Origin of the sequence: Microbacterium sp. (assembly GCF_044340635.1) — a bacterium.
GTDB lineage: Bacteria > Actinomycetota > Actinomycetes > Actinomycetales > Microbacteriaceae > Microbacterium.
The window spans coordinates 130,553-148,302 of the sequence record NZ_JBIITF010000003.1 but is presented as its reverse complement, the minus strand read 5'-3'; the positions used below and the strand labels follow the sequence as shown (position 1 = coordinate 148,302).

Annotated in this window: 19 protein-coding genes; 10 read left to right on the top strand and 9 right to left on the bottom strand. The window is 66.2% G+C overall.

Translation table 11 applies throughout. From position 1 onward, the window contains the following. Positions 1 to 32: 32 nt before the first annotated feature. The 6 genes from ACIQ0W_RS04015 (at position 33) to ACIQ0W_RS03990 (ending at position 5,833) form a co-directional block, all read left to right on the top strand. A complete protein-coding gene (locus ACIQ0W_RS04015) occupies positions 33 to 1,430 on the top strand; it encodes a dipeptidase (protein ID WP_396641532.1) in 1,398 nt (465 codons plus the stop codon). 22 nt (positions 1,431 to 1,452) lie between these two features. Continuing rightward, on the top strand, positions 1,453 to 1,827 hold the full coding sequence (erpA, locus tag ACIQ0W_RS04010; RefSeq protein ID WP_036297134.1) for an iron-sulfur cluster insertion protein ErpA: 375 nt from the start codon (positions 1,453 to 1,455) through the stop codon (positions 1,825 to 1,827). A gap of 107 nt (positions 1,828 to 1,934) precedes the next feature. Then, on the top strand, positions 1,935 to 2,843 hold the full coding sequence (gene coxB, locus ACIQ0W_RS04005; RefSeq protein WP_396641531.1) for a cytochrome c oxidase subunit II: 909 nt from the start codon (positions 1,935 to 1,937) through the stop codon (positions 2,841 to 2,843). Positions 2,844 to 2,848: 5 nt separating this feature from the next. Further along, positions 2,849 to 4,606 carry a cytochrome c oxidase subunit I gene (ctaD, locus tag ACIQ0W_RS04000; protein ID WP_396641530.1) on the top strand — a complete coding sequence of 586 codons (1,758 nt, stop codon included), beginning with the start codon at positions 2,849 to 2,851 and terminating at the stop codon, positions 4,604 to 4,606. Between the two features lies 1 nt (position 4,607). Further along, positions 4,608 to 5,042, top strand: coding sequence for a cytochrome c oxidase subunit 4 (locus ACIQ0W_RS03995; RefSeq protein WP_396641529.1), 435 nt, complete (start codon positions 4,608 to 4,610; stop codon positions 5,040 to 5,042). Further along, positions 5,042 to 5,833, top strand: coding sequence for a PP2C family protein-serine/threonine phosphatase (locus ACIQ0W_RS03990; RefSeq protein ID WP_396641528.1), 792 nt, complete (start codon positions 5,042 to 5,044; stop codon positions 5,831 to 5,833). The genes ACIQ0W_RS03995 and ACIQ0W_RS03990 overlap by 1 nt, the downstream gene beginning before the upstream one ends. 36 nt (positions 5,834 to 5,869) lie before the next feature. On the opposite strand, the gene ACIQ0W_RS03985 is transcribed toward ACIQ0W_RS03990, so the two are convergent. The 5 genes from ACIQ0W_RS03985 to ACIQ0W_RS03965 form a co-directional block, all read right to left on the bottom strand. Then, positions 5,870 to 6,280, bottom strand: coding sequence for a rhodanese-like domain-containing protein (locus ACIQ0W_RS03985; RefSeq protein ID WP_396641527.1), 411 nt, complete (start codon positions 6,278 to 6,280; stop codon positions 5,870 to 5,872). 160 nt (positions 6,281 to 6,440) lie between these two features. Then, a complete protein-coding gene (locus ACIQ0W_RS03980) occupies positions 6,441 to 8,234 on the bottom strand; it encodes a cytochrome bc complex cytochrome b subunit (protein ID WP_396641526.1) in 1,794 nt (597 codons plus the stop codon). Further along, a complete protein-coding gene (locus tag ACIQ0W_RS03975; RefSeq protein WP_396641525.1) occupies positions 8,231 to 9,286 on the bottom strand; it encodes a Rieske 2Fe-2S domain-containing protein in 1,056 nt (351 codons plus the stop codon). Before ACIQ0W_RS03975 ends, ACIQ0W_RS03980 begins: the two co-directional genes overlap by 4 nt. A 39-nt stretch (positions 9,287 to 9,325) precedes the next feature. Next, positions 9,326 to 10,123 carry a c-type cytochrome gene (locus ACIQ0W_RS03970; protein WP_396641524.1) on the bottom strand — a complete coding sequence of 266 codons (798 nt, stop codon included), beginning with the start codon at positions 10,121 to 10,123 and terminating at the stop codon, positions 9,326 to 9,328. A 17-nt stretch (positions 10,124 to 10,140) separates the two neighbouring features. Beyond that, entirely contained in the window at positions 10,141 to 10,773 is a 633-nt protein-coding gene (locus ACIQ0W_RS03965) for a heme-copper oxidase subunit III (protein WP_144237988.1), read from the bottom strand. 143 nt (positions 10,774 to 10,916) lie between these two features. Here ACIQ0W_RS03965 and trpD point away from each other — a divergent pair, with 143 nt between their 5' ends. From trpD to ACIQ0W_RS03950, 3 genes are read left to right on the top strand one after another with little or no spacing between them, the layout of a single operon-like run. Then, on the top strand, positions 10,917 to 11,975 hold the full coding sequence (trpD, locus tag ACIQ0W_RS03960; protein WP_036297117.1) for an anthranilate phosphoribosyltransferase: 1,059 nt from the start codon (positions 10,917 to 10,919) through the stop codon (positions 11,973 to 11,975). 40 nt (positions 11,976 to 12,015) lie between these two features. Beyond that, complete coding sequence (locus ACIQ0W_RS03955) at positions 12,016 to 13,011, top strand: PHP domain-containing protein (protein WP_036297115.1); 996 nt, start codon at positions 12,016 to 12,018, stop codon at positions 13,009 to 13,011. Positions 13,012 to 13,059: 48 nt separating this feature from the next. Further along, entirely contained in the window at positions 13,060 to 14,337 is a 1,278-nt protein-coding gene (locus ACIQ0W_RS03950) for a CynX/NimT family MFS transporter (protein ID WP_396641523.1), read from the top strand. Here ACIQ0W_RS03950 and ACIQ0W_RS03945 read toward each other — a convergent pair. Beyond that, positions 14,314 to 15,276, bottom strand: a complete 963-nt coding sequence (locus ACIQ0W_RS03945; protein ID WP_396641522.1) for a 5'-3' exonuclease H3TH domain-containing protein — start codon at positions 15,274 to 15,276, stop codon at positions 14,314 to 14,316. The two genes, ACIQ0W_RS03950 and ACIQ0W_RS03945, sit on opposite strands and share 24 nt — an antisense overlap. A 145-nt stretch (positions 15,277 to 15,421) precedes the next feature. Between ACIQ0W_RS03945 and ACIQ0W_RS03940 the strand changes: the two genes are divergently transcribed. Continuing rightward, positions 15,422 to 16,492: a PQQ-dependent sugar dehydrogenase gene (locus ACIQ0W_RS03940; RefSeq protein WP_396641521.1), complete on the top strand. Its 1,071-nt coding sequence runs from the start codon at positions 15,422 to 15,424 to the stop codon at positions 16,490 to 16,492. Positions 16,493 to 16,496: 4 nt separating this feature from the next. On the opposite strand, the gene ACIQ0W_RS03935 is transcribed toward ACIQ0W_RS03940, so the two are convergent. From ACIQ0W_RS03935 to ACIQ0W_RS03925, 3 genes are all read right to left on the bottom strand, one after another. Next, on the bottom strand, positions 16,497 to 16,658 hold the full coding sequence (locus ACIQ0W_RS03935) for a hypothetical protein (RefSeq protein ID WP_396641520.1): 162 nt from the start codon (positions 16,656 to 16,658) through the stop codon (positions 16,497 to 16,499). Between the two features lie 35 nt (positions 16,659 to 16,693). Next, entirely contained in the window at positions 16,694 to 17,032 is a 339-nt protein-coding gene (locus ACIQ0W_RS03930) for a DUF2834 domain-containing protein (RefSeq protein WP_396641519.1), read from the bottom strand. 130 nt (positions 17,033 to 17,162) lie between these two features. Further along, a complete protein-coding gene (locus ACIQ0W_RS03925) occupies positions 17,163 to 17,744 on the bottom strand; it encodes a hypothetical protein (protein ID WP_396641518.1) in 582 nt (193 codons plus the stop codon). Positions 17,745 to 17,750 lie beyond the last annotated feature (6 nt).

Here is a 17,750-nt window from a genome sequence, read left to right as displayed (position 1 = left end):
GCGGAGTTGTACTCGCCCATAAGATTACCCGCATGCACGCATCGGAAGTCCCCTCGTCCCCACTCCGTACCGCTGTCGAAGATGGAATCGCTCCGGCACTCGCCGACCTGGGCGCCCTCGTGCGTATTCCGGGCATCGCTTGGCCCGCGTTCGATCAGACCCAGCTCGAGCGGAGCGCGAGTGCGGTCGCGCGCCTCGCCGAGGACACGGGAGTGTTCGATGAGGTGCGGATCCTGCGCGCCGCCATCCCCGGAACGGATGAGGTAGGTCAGCCCGCAGTCCTGGCCACGCGGGCAGCACGCGGGAATGCCCCGACGGTGCTTCTCTACGCCCACCACGACGTCCAGCCCCCGGGCGATGACGCGCTCTGGGAATCGCCGCCGTTCGAACCGACCGTTCGCGACGGACGCCTGTACGGGCGCGGCGCGGCCGACGACAAAGCCGGCATCATGGCGCACATCGCTGCGCTCCGGGCGCTGCGGGCGAGCACGGAGGGTGAGCTCGAGCTCGGTGTCGTCCTCTTCGTCGAGGGTGAGGAGGAGTACGGGTCCCGCTCCTTCGCACAGTTCCTCGCGGACAATCGCGATGCCCTCCGCGCGGACGTGATCGTGGTCGCCGATTCGGGAAACTGGGATTCCGACACTCCAGCACTGGCCGTGTCACTGCGAGGCAACGCGCGGTTCACGATGCGCGTCCGAACCCTCGACCACGCTTCGCACTCCGGAATGTTCGGCGGAGCCGTGCCCGATGCGATGCTCGCCACGATCAAACTGCTGGCAACGCTGTGGGATGCGGACGGCACGGTCGCCGTCGAAGGGATGACGGTGCGTGAGGCGCACACACCGGACTACTCCGAGAGCACCCTGCGCGATGAGGCCGGGCTTCTTCCCGGGGTCTCGCCGGCCGGTGCCGGAGACATCCTGTCGCGGATCTGGAATCGTCCCGCGATCACGGTCATCGGCACCGACTTCACGAGCGTCGAAGCGGCTTCGAACACCCTCTCGCCCGAGGTCTCGGTCGTGATCAGCGCCCGCGTGGCACCGGGCCAGAAAGCCTCCGATGCCTATGCCGCTCTCGAGTCGCACCTGCGCGCGAACGCGCCGTTCGGGGCCGAGCTGACCTTCTCAGACGTCGACCTCGGGGACGGGTTCCTCGTCGACACGTCCGGGTGGGCCGTCGCGGCGGTGCGGGATGCTTTCGCCGAGGGATACGGCGTCGACCCCGTCGACATCGGGGTGGGCGGCAGCATCCCGTTCATCTCGGATCTCGTCCGCGAGTTCCCCGAAGCGCAGATCCTCGTCACCGGGGTCGAGGACCCGCATTCGCGAGCGCACAGCCCGAACGAATCCCTGCATCTGGAGACGTTCCGCCACGCGATCTTGAGCGAAGCGTTGCTGTTGCGCGCCCTCGATGACCGAGGCCGCGGGTAGACTCGGCGCAGGAGGACTGACAATGACAGACACCACGATCGTTCCCAACGAAACGACCACCGAGGCTCGCCCGCACGGCGTCAATCTCACCGAGGCCGCGGCCTTGAAGGTCAAGAGCCTGCTCGAGCAGGAAGGCCGCGACGACCTGCGTCTTCGCGTTGCCGTTCAGCCCGGCGGATGCTCCGGACTCATCTACCAGCTCTACTTCGACGAGCGCTATCTCGACGGCGACGAGACCGTCGACTTCGATGGCGTCGAGGTCATCGTCGACAACATGAGCGTCCCGTATCTCGATGGCGCAGCCATCGATTTCAAAGACACGATCTCGGAGCAGGGCTTCACGATCGACAACCCCAATGCTGCGGGCAGTTGCGCCTGCGGTGACAGCTTCCACTAGCCTCACGAGCGCATCACGATCGGTGCGCGCGCTGGGTGAGTGTCCTGAATCGCATGTGAGGTTGCCCTAGACTTGGGCGAGTCACACCCGCGTCCGAAAGGTGAATCGTGCGCTCCAAACGCCGCCTCCGCTGGGCCGCTATCCCGGTCGGGATTACGGCAGCATTCCTCCTTGCAGGATGCACGACCACCGAGTTGAACGGGTATCTCCCGGGCTTCACCGACGACGGCGTGCAGGCGACGGACCGCACCGAGATGGTGTCGGGTCTCTGGGTCAACTCCTGGATCGTCCTGCTCGTCGTGGGTGTGATCACGTGGGGTCTGACGCTCTTCGCGATGGTGGCCTATCGGCGCCGCAAGGGCCAGACCGGCCTCCCGGTCCAGCTTCGGTACAACATGCCGATCGAGATCTTCTACACGCTCGTTCCGTTCATTCTCGTCCTGGGCCTGTTCGCGTTCACCGCGCGGGACCAGACGATCCTCGAGACGCAGTACGAAGATCCGGATGTCTCGATTTCGGCCATCGGCAAGCAGTGGGCCTGGGACTTCCAGTACAACGGCGAAGAGGAAGACAACTCGGACGCCGTATGGACTCAGGGTGTCCAAGCGGTCCCCGCGGCGAACGGCGACGTGGATCAGGCGGCGCTGCCGACCCTGGTTCTCCCCGTGAACAAGACGGTGCAGATCGAGCTTCTCTCGCGTGACGTCATCCACTCCTTCTGGGTCATCGACTTCTTGTACAAGAAGGACATGATCCCCGAGCGGGAGAACTACTGGTCCTTCACGCCCACACGTGAGGGCACCTTTGCCGGCAAGTGCGCCGAGCTCTGTGGCGAGTATCACTCGGCCATGCTCTTCAACGTCGAGGTCGTCAGCGAAGACGAGTACGAGGACTACGTCGACTCCCTCCGCGCGGCGGGTCAGACCGGTGACATCACCACCGACTACGACCGCAATAGCAACCTGCCCGGCACGGGTGGAAATACAGTCGACGTCGTCGGCAGCGAGGAAGGCTGATCACCGTGGCCACGACTCTCCCACTCCAGGAGGCCGGACGAGCGACGACTCTCCCGCCGCGCCAAGCGGCGCTGCTGAGCTCATCGCGCGTTGAGCAGAAGGGCAACATCGTCGTCAAGTGGATCACCTCCACTGACCACAAGACCATCGGGTACATGTACCTGATCGCCTCGTTCATCTTCTTCCTCCTCGGCGGCGTGATGGCTCTCATCATCCGTGCCGAGCTGTTCGCGCCGGGTATGCAGGTCATCCCGACCAAGGAGCAGTACAACCAGCTGTTCACGATGCACGGCACGATCATGCTGCTGATGTTCGCGACGCCGCTCTTCGCCGGTTTCGCGAACGTCATCATGCCGCTGCAGATCGGTGCGCCCGACGTCGCGTTCCCGCGCCTCAACGCTTTTGCCTTCTGGCTGTTCCTCTTCGGCTCGACCATCGCTGTGTCGGGCTTCCTCACCCCGCAGGGTGCCGCATCGTTCGGATGGTTCGCCTATCAACCGCTTGCGAATGCCACGTTCTCGCCAGGGGTAGGCGGTAATCTCTGGATGCTCGGGCTGGGAATGAGCGGCTTCGGCACCATTCTCGGTGCGGTGAACTTCATCACGACGATCATCACGATGCGCGCGCCGGGTATGACGATGTGGCGCATGCCGATCTTCACCTGGAACACGCTCGTTACGAGCCTGCTCGTCCTGATGGCCTTCCCGGTGCTCGCCGCGGCGATCCTGGCCGCCGCCGCTGACCGTGTTCTCGGCGCTCACATCTACGACCCCGCGAACGGTGGCGTGCTCTTGTGGCAGCACTTGTTCTGGTTCTTCGGCCACCCCGAGGTCTACATCATCGCGCTACCGTTCTTCGGCATCGTGTCCGAGATCTTCCCCGTCTTCTCGCGCAAGCCGATCTTCGGCTACAAAACGCTCGTCTACGCCACGATCGCGATCGCCGCGCTCTCGGTGGCGGTCTGGGCGCACCACATGTACGTCACGGGATCGGTTCTCCTGCCGTTCTTCGCCCTGATGACGATGCTCATCGCGGTTCCGACCGGCGTGAAGATCTTCAACTGGATCGGCACGATGTGGCGCGGTTCGGTGACGTTCGAGACGCCCATGGCGTTCGCGCTCGGCTTCCTGATCACGTTCGTCTTCGGTGGGCTGACGGGCGTCATCCTGTCGATGCCTCCGCTCGACTTCGCTCTGTCGGACTCGTACTTCGTTGTGGCGCACTTCCACTACGTGGTGTTCGGCACGGTCGTGTTCGCGATGTTCGCTGGCTTCTACTTCTGGTGGCCGAAGTTCACCGGTCGGATGCTCAACGAGCGCCTCGGCTACCTCCATTTCTGGTTGCTGTTCATCGGCTTCCACATGACGTTCCTGATTCAGCACTGGCTGGGCGTCGATGGCATGGTCCGCCGTTACGCGGACTACTCCGAGGCCGACGGATGGACGTGGCAGAATCAGGTCTCGACGGTTGGTGCGATGATTCTGGCCGTCTCGATGCTGCCGTTCTTGTTGAACGTGTGGATCACCGCGCGCAAGGCCCCGAAGGTCACCGTCAATGACCCGTGGGGATATGGAGCATCCCTCGAGTGGGCGACCTCGTGCCCGCCGCCGCGCCACAACTTCACGTCGATCCCGCGCATCCGTAGCGAGCGCCCCGCGTTCGACCTCAACCACCCCGAGGCCGGCCTTCCTGTCGGTGTAGGTCCCGCCAAGGACGCCCCCGATGCTCCGACGGTCGATCTTGCGGCCGGAGAGGTGAAGTAACGTGCGTTCGAACGTCGGACTGTGGTGGCTGCTTTCGGCCTTCTTCCTCCTGATCGGTGCCGTTTACACCGTGTGGAACATCGTCGCTTATCCCGACCGCAACTGGTACAACGCGATCGAGTGGGTCGGGTCGGTTGCCCTCGTGTTCAGCGGTTTGATGGCTGCCCTCGTGGCCTGGTACCTGCAGCGCGTTCACAAGTCGCAGGGCGGCGAACTGCCCGAAGATATCCTGACCTCGGATGTCGACGACGGAGATCCCGAGCTCGGTGAGTTCAGCCCCTGGTCCTGGTGGCCTATCGTGCTCGCATTCTCCGCGGGCGTCGCGTTCATCGGCCTTGCCGTGGGCTCGTGGCTGGTGCCGATCGGGTTCGCCATCTTCCTTGTCGCGATCGTCGGTTGGGTCTACGAGTACTATCGAGGCTATTTCGCCCATTGATGGCGCTCTCACTGAGCGCGGCCGTCCTCTCTGACATCGGACCTCGTCGGTCCGGCAACGAGGACGCTGCGTTCGTGGCGCCTTACGCGGCGGCGGTTGCGGACGGCGTCGGCGGGGGTCCCGCGGGTGAGATCGCGGCCGCGCCCCTGATTCATCGTGTCGCTTCATCATCGCGCGATGTCGAGAGCGTCGAGCGGGTTCGTGCCCTGCTGCGCTGGTCGAATTGGGACATCGGGGCGCGGGTGCGTGAAGACCCGGCTGTTGCGGGGATGGCGACGACATTCACCGGGCTGTTTCTGTCGGGCTCCGGACTGTTCCTCGCTCACGTCGGCGACTCGCGTGGATATCTTCTGCGCGACGGGTCACTCTCACGGCAGACCCGCGACGACTCGTGGGTGCAGCACCTGGTCGATTCGGGATTGATCTCGCCGCGCGATGCACTGACGCACCCGCGACGGAACATTGTGACCGCATCATTCCAGGGCGATCCGCGAGACGGCGACGCGCTGACGGTGACCCGGCTTGAGCCGCGCGCCGGAGATCGGTGGCTGCTGTGCAGCGACGGCATCTCTGACTATCTGCCCCACGATGTCCTGAACGATGTGCTGAGCGCGCATACGGCCGCCGACACGGCCGCAAACGCTCTCGTTGCGATGGCCATCGAGGCAGGAACCCACGACAACGTCACGGCGGTCGTGTGCGATCTCGTCGACGGTGAAGTTTTTGACGGGCGGCCGCTTTTCGCCGGCGCGGCGGCTGACCATTTCGCCGAGGACGTTGCCATCGCCTGACTCCGCTCCTCGCGACGAGTCTGGATCAGCCGCGCCTCACGACCATAGCCTCACAACCATGGTGAGCGGGTCGAACGTGCGGGGCAGCGGGCCTTCATTGTTCTCCGTCGGCTGCCCCTCGCGCACCCAGTACTCGTATCCGCCGATCATCTCCCGGACGGAGTAGCCCAGTTGGGCAAACGCGAGCGCACCCTTGCTGCCGGCGTTGCATCCGGGACTCCAGCAGTAGACAACAACGGGGATCGCCGGGTCGAACTCGGCGATGCGGTCGGGGATGTCGCGATACGGCACGTGCACGGCACCGACGATCCTGCCTTGCGCCCAGGCTTCGTCCCCGCGGACGTCCACGAGCACGAGATCCTCGCCGGCACGCTGGGCGGCGTACACATCAGAAGGGTCCGTCTCGTGGGCGAGGCGAGCGGAGAAGTAGGTGATCGCGTCGGTCATATGTCGACCGTACGGCGCGCACGGCGGGAGAGTGAGACGCACAACTGCCAAGCGGCGTCCGAAGACCGCCGAGCCGTCTGGAGTGCCCATCGAGAATCACGAATGCCCCGGCACACCCGCGAAGGGCGGTGCCGGGGCATTGGTGGTGCGGACTCTCGTCCTACTTCTTCTTGCCGTCTTCTTCGGGCTCATCGGGGGCCACGATCGTCGTCGGACGAACCGCGGTCTCGGGGACGTTGCCCGTGGTGTCGGCGTGCAGAGCCGCCTCGGGGTTTCCGGCACGCTCGTGAGCGCCCTGGATCTCCGCCATCTCTTCGTCCTCGATGTGGCCGAGCGCGTGGTGCTGGTGAGCAACGGCCGCGTCGATCTCGGACTGGGTGAGGGGAGCGAAGCGGTCCTCGAAGAACCACCGCGAAACCGCGGAGCGCAGGTTCTGGTGCCAGGGGATCTGTCCGTGAGCGTTCGGGCGCACAACCAGCGGCTCGAATGTTTCGTGCGACGTGAGCTTCCACCGCTCGTACTCGTCCACGGGCTGGTGCACCTCGATGAACTCGCCACCCGGCAACCGTACGATGCGACCCGACTCGTAGCCGTGCAGGGCGATCTCGCGGTCCTTACGCTGAAGCGCGATGCAGATGCGCTTCGTCACGAAGTAAGCGATGATCGGGCCGACGAACAGCAGAGCCTGGAGGGTGTGGATCACACCTTCCATCGACACCCAGAAGTGGGTGGCGATGATGTCGGAGGATGCAGCTGCCCACAGGACCGCGTAGAACGTGACGCCGGCCGCACCGATGGCCGTGCGCGTCGCGGCGTTGCGCGGGCGCTGAGCGATGTGGTGCTCGCGCTTGTCGCCCGTGACCCACGCCTCGATGAAGGGGTAGATGAGCACGAGAACGATGAACAGCCCGATGACCGACAGCGGAAGGATGATGTTCCACGACCAGGTGTGTCCCAGGAAGACCGACTCGAGATGCGGGGGAACGAGGCGCAGGCCGCCGTCCGCGAATCCGATGTACCAGTCGGGCTGGGTACCGGCGGAAACGGGGGAGGGGTCGTAGGGACCGTAGTTCCAGATCGGGTTGATCTGCACGAACGACGCGATCAGGACGATCACACCGAACGTGATGAAGAAGAACCCGCCCATCTTGGACATGTAGACGGGGACCATCGGGTAACCGACGACGTTCTCGTTGGTGCGTCCGGGGCCCGCGAACTGCGTGTGCTTGTTGATGATCATCAAGAGCAGGTGGGCGGCGATCAAGGCCACCACCAGCGCCGGAAGGATCAGGATGTGCAGCACGTACAGGCGTCCGACGATGGCAACTCCCGGGAACTCGCCGCCGAAGAGCAGGAACGACGTCCAGGTTCCGATCAGGGGGATGCCCTTGATCATGCCGTCGATGATGCGCAGACCGTTGCCCGAGAGCAGGTCATCCGGCAGGGAGTATCCGGTGAAGCCCTCGGCCATCGCGAGGATGAAGAGGATGAATCCGACGACCCAGTTTAGCTCGCGCGGCTTGCGGAAGGCGCCCGTGAAGAACACGCGGAGCATGTGCACGCCGATACCGGCCACGAAGACCAGAGCGGCCCAGTGGTGGATCTGCCGGACGAGCAGACCGCCACGCAGGTCGAACGAGATGCGCAGCGTCGACTCCATGGCCGCCGACATCGGGATGCCCCGCATCGGCGCCCACGCACCGGTGTAGTGCGTCTCGACCATCGATGCCTGGAAGAAGAATGTCAGGAACGTGCCCGAGAGGAGCACGACGACGAAGCTCCAGAGCGCGATCTCACCGAGCATGAACGACCAGTGGTCGGGGAAGATCTTTCGGCTGAGCTCTTTGACCAGCCCCGACGCGCTCGTGCGCTCGTCGATGTAGTTGGCCGCTCCGCCGACGAAACGTCCACCGAGGGGGGCCTTCTTTTCCTCAGTTGCGGTTGAGGTACTCAATAGCGCTCCCAGAAGCTCGGGCCGACGGGTTCGTGGAAGTCGCTCTGTGCGATGAGGTAGCCCTCGTCGTCCACCGCGATCGGCAGCTGCGGCAGAGGGCGGGCGGCCGGTCCGAAGATGACCGCGGCGCCGTTGGCCACATCGAACTGAGACTGGTGGCAGGGGCAGAGCAGGTGGTGAGTGTGCTGTTCGTACAGCGCAACGGGGCATCCGACGTGCGTGCAGACCTTCGAGTACGCGACGATGCCGTCGTACGACCAGGACGCGCGCTCGGCGGTCTCGGTGAGCTCCTCGGGCTCCATGCGCATCAGCAGCACGATCGCCTTGGCCTTCTCTTCGAGGTAACCCTCGTCGTGCCCCAGCTCTGCGAGCGGCTCGGGGATCACGTGGAAAGCGGAGCCGAGCGTGACCTCGGAAGCCTTGATCGGAACTCCGGAGGGGTCGCGGGCTAGACGCATGCCCGGCTCCCACATCGTGTGGCTCAGCAGCTCGACGGGGTTCTCGCCCTCGGGCGCCAATCCGCGGAAGAGGACGATGCCCGGTGCGACCGACGCGATCAGGGCGCCGATGAGGGAATTGCGAATCATCGTGCGGCGTCCGAATCCGGACTCCTCGTTCGCGACCGTGAGGGCCTGGACGGCCGCCGCGCGCGTTGATTCTTTGCCACGCGTCAGGTGGCGCGCTTCGATGTGCTCCGTATCGGACATGACGGCCTTGGACCAGTGGATGGCCCCGATGCCGATGGCCAGCAACGCGAGCGCGATGCCGATGCCAATGAAGAGGTTGTTGTTGCGGATCGCGACGACCGTGCGGTCCTCGATCGGAAACAACATGTAGGCCGCGACGGCCCAGATGCTGCCCGCGATCGACAGATAGAACAGCGAGTAGACGGTGCGTACGGCTTGCCGCATCTTCGCGGGATCCTGGTCCGTCATGCGCGCGCGGTGCGGCGGGAGGCCCGGGTTGCGTACGGGATCGCTCACGGCGACCGCGAGCCCAGACGGAGGTTGGGGCCCCCGATCGTGCTCCGCTGCCTCGATCTCGTTTGCCATGCTGCTCCTCGTGCTAAAAGTTCTCGATGCGTGCGCGAGTCAGTTGGACTTCGCTGTGATCCACACGGTCAGCGCGACGAGTCCACCGATACCGAAGATCCAGATGAACAGGCCCTCAGAAACCGGACCCAGCGAGCCGAGCGTCAGCCCGCCGGCACCCGCGTTGTCTTCCATCCACAGCAGAGCCGAGATGATGTCGCGCTTGTCATCGGGCGAGAGATTCATGTCGTTGAACACCGGCATGTTCTGGGGGCCGGTGACCATGGCCGCGTAGATGTGGCGCGGGTCGACACCGTCGAGCGAGGGCGCGTACTTGCCCTCGGTCAGAGCGCCACCCGCGGCGGCGACGTTGTGGCACATGGCGCAGTTGACGCGGAAAAGCTCGGCGCCGTTTGCGACATCGCCTTCGCCATCCAGGACACGCCCGGTAGCGATCTCGGGCCCGGGGGCAACCGACTGGACGTACGCGGACATCGCGGCGATCTGGTCTTCGGTGAACTGAACCGGCTTCTGCGGGGCCTGCGGTCCCTGCATCTGCAGCGGCATCCGACCCGTGGCGACCTGGAAGTCGACGGCCATTGCGCCGACGCCGTACAGACTCGGCCCGTTCGCCGTGCCCTGCAGGGCAAGACCGTGGCAGGTGGCGCAGTTGGCCTGGAACAGCTTCTTGCCGTCTTCGACGGTGAGCGTTTGTGTGGCGGCAGTATCGGTCGTCGACGCCATGGCGGCGGATGCACCGGCGTACAGCCCGCCTGTCAGCACGAGACCCAGTCCGATCAGGCCGGCAGCGGCCAGCGGGCTGCGCCGACCGGAACGACGCTTCTTCTCACGAGGCATTCGGGTGTGGCTCCGCTCTATTTCAGGAAGTAGATCACGAGGAACAGGGCGACCCACACGACGTCGACGAAGTGCCAGTAGTACGACACGACGATCGCGCTCGTGGCCTCTTTGTGGCCAAAGTTTTTGACCGCGTAGGCGCGGCCGATCACGAGCAGGAAGGCGACGAGCCCACCCGTCACGTGCAGGGCGTGGAAGCCGGTGGTGAGGTAGAACGCCGACGCGTAAGAGTTCGCCTCGATCGGCATCCCCTCAGCGACGAGCTGCGCGTATTCCCACACCTGGCCCGACACGAAGATGGCGCCGAGGGCGAAGGTGAGGAAGAACCACTCGACCATTCCCCAGCGCTGCCAGAACGTGTTCTTCTTCACCGTGTACGGCTGGTTACGCTCAGCGGCGAACACACCCATCTGGCATGTCACGGAGGACAGCACCAGGATGATCGTGTTGCCGAGCGCGAACGGCACGTTCAGCAATGAGGACTCTTCGGCCCACAGCTCGGGAGAGGTGTTCCGAAGGGTGAAGTAGATCGCGAAGAGCCCGGCGAAGAACATGACCTCGCTACCGAGCCACACGATCGTGCCAACGGCGACAGGATCCGGACGTTTGATCGTCCTCACTGCCGGGGCATACGTCGCAGAGGTGGTCACAGGTCCATTATGTCCGATCGTGAGGGCGAAGGATCGCACGCGCACCCTTTCGATAGCCCCGATCGAGACTTAGGATCTCCTAAGAAAGCACGTGGCGCGGGCTGTGTGAATGGTCAGCGCGGCCCATCGTTAGGATCGCAGTCATGACGGATGCGACGACTTGGCCCGACCTCATCTCGGCGCTGCTGGCCGGACGTGACCTCAGTGTGTCGGAGGCCACCTGGGCCATGGGACGGGTGATGGCGGGCGAGGCGAGCCCCTCGCAGCTCGCGGGGTTTCTCGTCGCCCTCCGAGCAAAGGGCGAGACGGTCGACGAGGTCGTCGGGTTCCGCGACGCGGTTCTCGACGCGGCGATGCCTCTCGAGATCAATTCGGACGCCCTCGACATCGTGGGCACGGGTGGAGATCGTTTCGGAACCGTTAACGTTTCGACGATGGCATCGATCGTGGCTGCCGCATCCGGAGTCCCGGTCATCAAGCACGGCAACCGCGCCGCGAGCTCTTCCTCCGGTTCGTCGGATGTGCTCGGCGCGCTGGGTGTGTCGCTGACCCTCGCGCCCGAGGCCGTCGCCGAAACCCTGCGGCGAGCCGGGATCACCTTCGTCTTCGCCTCGGCATTCCACCCCGGCTTTCGGCACGCGGGACCGACGCGAGCCGAACTCGGCGTGCCGACCGTGTTCAACATCTTGGGTCCGCTCTGCAACCCGGCGCGGGCCGAGGCGAACGCCGTCGGCGTCGCGCAGTTGGATCGCGTGCCCCTCATCACGGGTGTGTTCCAGACCCGCGGAGCGACTGCTCTCGTCTTCCGCGGCGATGACGGGCTGGACGAACTCACCACGACGGGCCACAGCCGCATCTGGGAGGTCAGCCGGGGAGATATCCACGAACACGATCTCGATCCGCGCGATCTCGGCATCCCGCGTGCGGCGATCGCGGACTTGAAAGGTGGCGACCCTGCGCACAACGCGGAGGTCGTGCACCGAGTCCTTGCGGGGGAGGAGGGCCCCGTTCGCGACATCGTCCTCCTCAACGCGGCAGCCGGTCTGGTGTCGTACCGCCTATCGCACGACTCGGCTCAGGTTCAGCGCCCGATCGTCGAGAGACTCGCCGAGGAGCGGGAACGCGCGGCATCCGCTATCGATTCGGGTGCGGCCCGGGATCTGCTCGCGCGCTGGGGCGAGGTTTCGCGCGAACTCAGCTGAGGCCTTCGGGGGTGTCGGGGGCTCGGCGTAGGGTGATCGCGTGGATCCCGTAGCCGCCCTCAACGAGATCGCGACGCTGCTCGAGCGAGAGCGAGCATCGCGATACCGCTCCAAGGCTTTTCGTTCTGCCGCGGAGGCTGCGGCGGATCTTTCGGATGAGATCCTGCGGGATCCGACGCGTCTGCGGCGGATCGCGGGCATCGGCGATTCGTCTCTCGCCGTCATCGGTCAGGCCATGGCTGGCCAGGTCCCGGACTATCTTCTCGAGTTGCGCTCCCGCTACGACGTCCCCACCGTGGGAGAGGTGCGCGCCGCGCTGAAGGGTGATCTGCATGCGCACAGCGACTGGTCGGATGGTTTGGCTTCGATCGATCTGATGGTGCAGGCCGCGCGCGACCTGGGGCACGAGTACCTGGCGTTGACCGATCACTCACCCCGACTGCGTGTGGCGAACGGCCTCTCACCCGGACGACTGCGCGAACAGCTGGCAGTTGTCGCCGGGATGTCGGGCGAGGGGTTCACGCTCTTGTCGGGCATCGAAGTCGACATCTTCGACGATGGCGCACTCGACCAAGAGCCCGCGCTGCTCGACGAGCTCGACATCGTGGTCGCTTCGGCTCATTCGAAGCTGCGGATGGAGTCGCCGGCGATGACTCGACGACTGGTGGCGGCGGCATCCGATCCTCGCGTCGACGTGCTTGGCCACGTCACCGGGCGGCTCGTCGAGGGCGCACGAGGAACCCGACCGCCCTCGACATTCGATGCCCGTGCGGTGTTCGAGGCGTGCGCCGCGAGCGGCGTTGCCGTCGAGATCAACTCCCGTCCTGAGCGCCAGGATCCGCCCGATGACCTGTTGGCACTCGCGCTGGAAATCGGATGCCTGTTCTCGATCGACTCGGACGCTCATGCGCCCGGTCAACTGTCGCTGCTCGATTACGGTGCCGCACGTGCCGAGGCGGCGGGGGTTCCGGCCGAGCGCATCGTCACGACGTGGCCCCTCGCGCGCCTCCGCGAGTGGACGGGACGGGCACGTTAGATGCCCGGGCCGCGCTGCCTAGACTGAGTCGGTGACAGGTCTGGTTCGATGACGGGGCCCGCCGCCTCATCTGCCCGGCGCGCTTTTCCGTGGCTCGTCGTCGTCGGAATCCTGGTCGCGGCGCTGAGCCTGCGGGGGCCGATGATCGCCCCGACACCTGTGCTGCGCGACATCCAGGACGATCTCGGGATCGGCGCGGCGAGCGCGGGGCTGCTCACGACGGTGCCTGTCCTGATGTTCGCCCTGTTGACACCCGTCGCGGCCCTCGTCATCCGCCGGGCGGGCGCGGAACTCGCCCTACTGCTGACCCTCGTCGGAGTGATGCTGGGGACGCTCGTGCGTGCGATTCCGGGTTTCGGGTGGATGCTCGCCGGGTCGCTCGTCATCGGCGCCGCGATTACGGTCGGAAACGTCGTGGTGCCCGTCATCATCCGTCGCGATGTGCCGCCCACGCAGGTGAGTGCTGTAACGGCGGCGTACGTCGCGATGTTGAACGCCGGATCGCTGCTGACTGCTCTGGCGACGGCGCCGCTGGCGGGCGTGCTCGGCTGGCCGCTGGCGCTCCTCGCCTGGATCGTGGTGACCGTCTCCGGAATCCTGCTCTGGGCGGTGCACCTGCGGCGGGCTCGCGGCGCGGACGCCGGCTATTCGGGAGAACCTTGGGCTGGCGCCGCCAATCGGACCCAGGGTCGCGCTTCCGATATCGAGACGTTGACGGGACCACTCCCCGTGCCAGGAGGGCGCCGAAGCGGCATCCTCCGTCGTCCGATCGTGTGGCTGCTGGCCTTCACGTTCGCCTGCCAGGCAGCCATCTACTACGGCCTGACGACGTGGCTGCCGACGATTCTGGGCGACGAACTCGGGGTTGATCGGACGACGGCCGGCACTCTGGCATCCGTGTTCCAGGGCGTGGCAATCGCCGGCGCGTTCGTCGTTCCCCTGTTGGCGCGACGCTTCGCGCCGATCGTGCCCGCGCTCGTGATCTGCGCCTGCTGGCTGGCTCTGACCGTCGGGATGCTGGTCGCGCCCGCGCAGTTCATCCTGTGGGCGTCCCTCGGCGCGATCGCGCATGCCGGAGGTTTCGTCGTGATCTTCTCGACACTCGTCGCGGTCGCGCGCTCGGATGCCGAGGCAGCCGGGATGTCCGCTTTCGTTCAGGGCGCGGGCTACACCGTCGCGGCTCTTGCGGCGCCGGTCATGGGTGCTCTGCACGAGGTCAATGACGGGTGGACGGGCGCGCTCGTGCTGCTTCTCGTGTTGTCGATCGCGTACGGGGTTCTGATGCTCGCCGCGATGTCGCGGCTACCGAGTGGGCGCGCTTCCTGAATCGGTGATCGCGGTGATCGCCGCGAGCGCGCGGTCCATCGCCGTTCCGAGTGCCCATTCCGCTGCGAGCGCGAGTGCCTCGGCGTGCTGAGCGTCGGTCGGGGGTTTCAGCAGGCCGCCCGATTCGGGCACGTCGTCGGCCAGGTCGAGGTCGCGCACCACCCCGACGACCTTCGGTGCCACGGCCAGATAGGGAAGCGCTGCGAGGAGCTTGGCCCGGACACCGGCCGACATCCCCTCACCCGCTTCTGCGGCGGCGAGGATCCCCGTGAGGTCACCGTGCGCCGCGATCAGCGTCGCGGCGGTCTTCTCGCCGACGCCCGGGACGCCCGGCAACCCGTCTGACGCATCGCCTTTCATGACGGCGAAATCGGCATACTGCTGCGGCAGGACCCCGTACTTCCGCACGACGACGGCGTCCGTCACGACCTCGAGATTACTCATGCCGCGAGCGGTATAGATCACACGGACGTCGGCCGCATCGTCGACAAGCTGAAAGAGGTCGCGGTCGCCGGTGACGATGTCCACGGGGACGGATGCCTGGGTGGCAAGCGACCCGATGATGTCGTCGGCCTCGTGTTCGGCGCGCCCGACGATGGGGATGTCGAGGGCTCCGAGCGCGCGGCGGATGAGGGGTATCTGCGCCTCGAGGGGGTCGGGAACCTCTTCGACATCGGCGCCACCCGGGACGATCTCGACCACGCGATGCGCCTTGTAGCTCGGGATCAGATCGACTCGCCACTGCGGGCGCCAGTCATCGTCCCAGCAGGCGATGAGGTGCGTCGGCCGGTACGTCGTGACGAGCTTCGCGATCATGTCGAGCAGGCCCCGCACCGCGTTGACCGGGGTTCCGTCGGGCGCTTTCACCGTGTCGGGCACGCCGTAGAAGGCGCGAAAATACAGCGAGGCGGTGTCGAGCAACATCAGGCGCTGGTTCACGACATCAGTCTGGCAGCCCGGCCGAGCGGGCGTGCTGCCGGGTTAGCGTGGAGGGGAAGCAACCGGAGGTGCCATGCCGGCGAACACGATCCCCGACGAGCGACCGATGCGGTCGATACGTCGTGTGGTGATCGCTGCTGCTTTCATGACGATCAGCACGATCGGGCTCGCCGGATGCGTGGGCGCGCCGGTCGGGTCATCGACCCCGTCGGTCGCGGGTACACCGAGTGCCACCGCGTCGGAGCCGGCCGGCCCGCGGGACGTGGTGACCGGTCTCGCGGCCCCGTGGTCGGTCGTACGCGTCGGCGACTCCGCGCTCGTTTCGGAACGGGACTCCGCCCGGGTTCTCGAGTTCGCTCCGGGGGGAGACATCCGGGAAGTCGCCACTATCGCCGGCGTCGTGACCGGAGGCGAGGGCGGCCTGTTGGGGCTCGCCATCGCTCCGGACGAGGGCGCCCTTTACGCCTACTCGACGGCAGAGAACGGGAACCGCGTCCAGAAGTTTGCTCTGCAGGGCGAGCCCGGTGCCCTCAGCCTGGGCCCAGCCGAGGTCGTCATCGACGGGCTGCCGAAGGCCGGGGTCCACAACGGTGGCCGTATCGCGTTCGGACCGGACGGCGCTCTGTACGTGACGACCGGGGATGCGGGTGTGCCCGGATCGGCACAGGACCCGGACAGCCTCGCGGGCAAGATCCTGCGGCTCGATCCCGACGGGGGCATTCCCGCCGACAATCCGTTCGCCGGATCCCCGGTGCACAGTCTCGGACACCGCAACGTCCAAGGTCTGGGATGGGCGGACGACGGGCGGATGTTCGCGAGCGAGTTCGGTCAGGATGCGGTCGACGAGCTGAATGTGGTCGAACCCGGCGCCAACTACGGGTGGCCCGAGGTGGAGGGGTCGGGCGGCGCCGATCGCGGGTTCGTGGATCCGGTGCAGGAGTGGCCGACGGATGCGGCGAGCCCGAGCGGGCTCGCGGTGATCGGCGACACCATCTACGTCGCGAACCTGAGAGGCCGTTCGCTGCGGGTCGTGCCACTCGACGATCTGAGTGCGTCCACCGTGCATCTCGCCGGGACGTACGGGCGTCTGCGCTCGGTGCTGGAAGGGCCCGACGGCGACCTCTGGATCGTCACGAACAACACGGACGGACGCGGTGACCCCACGGAGGGGGATGACCGTATCGTCGCGTTCGATCCGACGACGGTGGTGTACTAGGGCTTCAGCTGCCGCCGGACATCAGACCGATGACGCCCGAACCGAGCCAGTAGATGCCGACCGCTCCACCGACCACCCAAAGAATCATCCGGGACGTCGTCGGAGGGGTGTGGGGCTTCTTGGCGGGTTTAGCGGGCTTGCCGGAGTCGGCGGAGTTGTCGGTCACCAGACGAGCCTAACGATCCGGGCGAAGCGGTCGGCTCACGCGTCGCGTGCGCGAGCGGTCAGGTGCCGCTGTCTCATCGCGAGGAACAACGGAAAGGTGAACGCGAACGCGGTCACGCCCGACAGGACGATGTAGAGCCAGGCGCGACGCATCCCGATCCTGCGCGCTTCCACGATGATGAAAACGCACCCGGCGATCGCGACGACGAGCAGGTCGACGGTGATCGATGACACCGCGGGGCCACTGGAGACCAGGTCGCCGAGGTAGTCGCGAAGTTGAAGGATGGCGATGGCGTTGAAGATCCAGGTGCCGACCAGCCCCGCGATGGCGAGCGCGAGGTAGGTGAGGGCGAGAGGGGTCCAGTCACGGGTCATGCGTCGATCATCCGCCCTCGGGCGGAATTGCTCGCGAACGGTCGCGACATGCCGTGCGCGCGTGGTCCCTCACGGCATGTCGCGTCCGTTCGCGGGGTCGCGACGACCTCACGCGAGGAGGGCCTCGACCTCAGGCGAGCAGGGCCACGCCCATCACGGCCGTCGATGCGCCCATCGCGATGAGCTGGCCGCGCTCCAGCGCGGAAGCGCGAGCCGCGCCCCCGTGTGGTGAGCGGGCGGCGATCACCGAGACGAGTCCGAAGAGCAGAGCGGATGCCGCGGCCATCGGCCCGAACGGGGCCCCCGTCGAGTGGTGCCCGGTCGCCACGGCCGGGGTCGAGGCATCCGGAATCATGGCGAGCACGAGCGTGGCCATCACGACCAGGCCGAGCGTCGCGTGCACCGTCATCACGGTGGAGGGCACTTTCGCGCCTGAAACGGGCACTTTCGCGACTGAAACGGGCACCCTCGCGACTGTCCGAACCCGCGCCGCGCGGCCGCGGAGGGCGGCCAACGCGATCGCCGCGACGATCAGCAGCGCCGCCCACACGAGCGGGGCGACGAGACCCCACAGCACGACGTCGAGCATCGCGATGAGCATCAGGACGGATGCGGCGAGCTCGGGCACCCGCGCCCGGCGGCGATCGGCGGCTATGCAGCACGCCCCGATCGCCGCCGGCGCGAGAGCCCCGAGGTGGAGGATCTCACCCACGAAGCG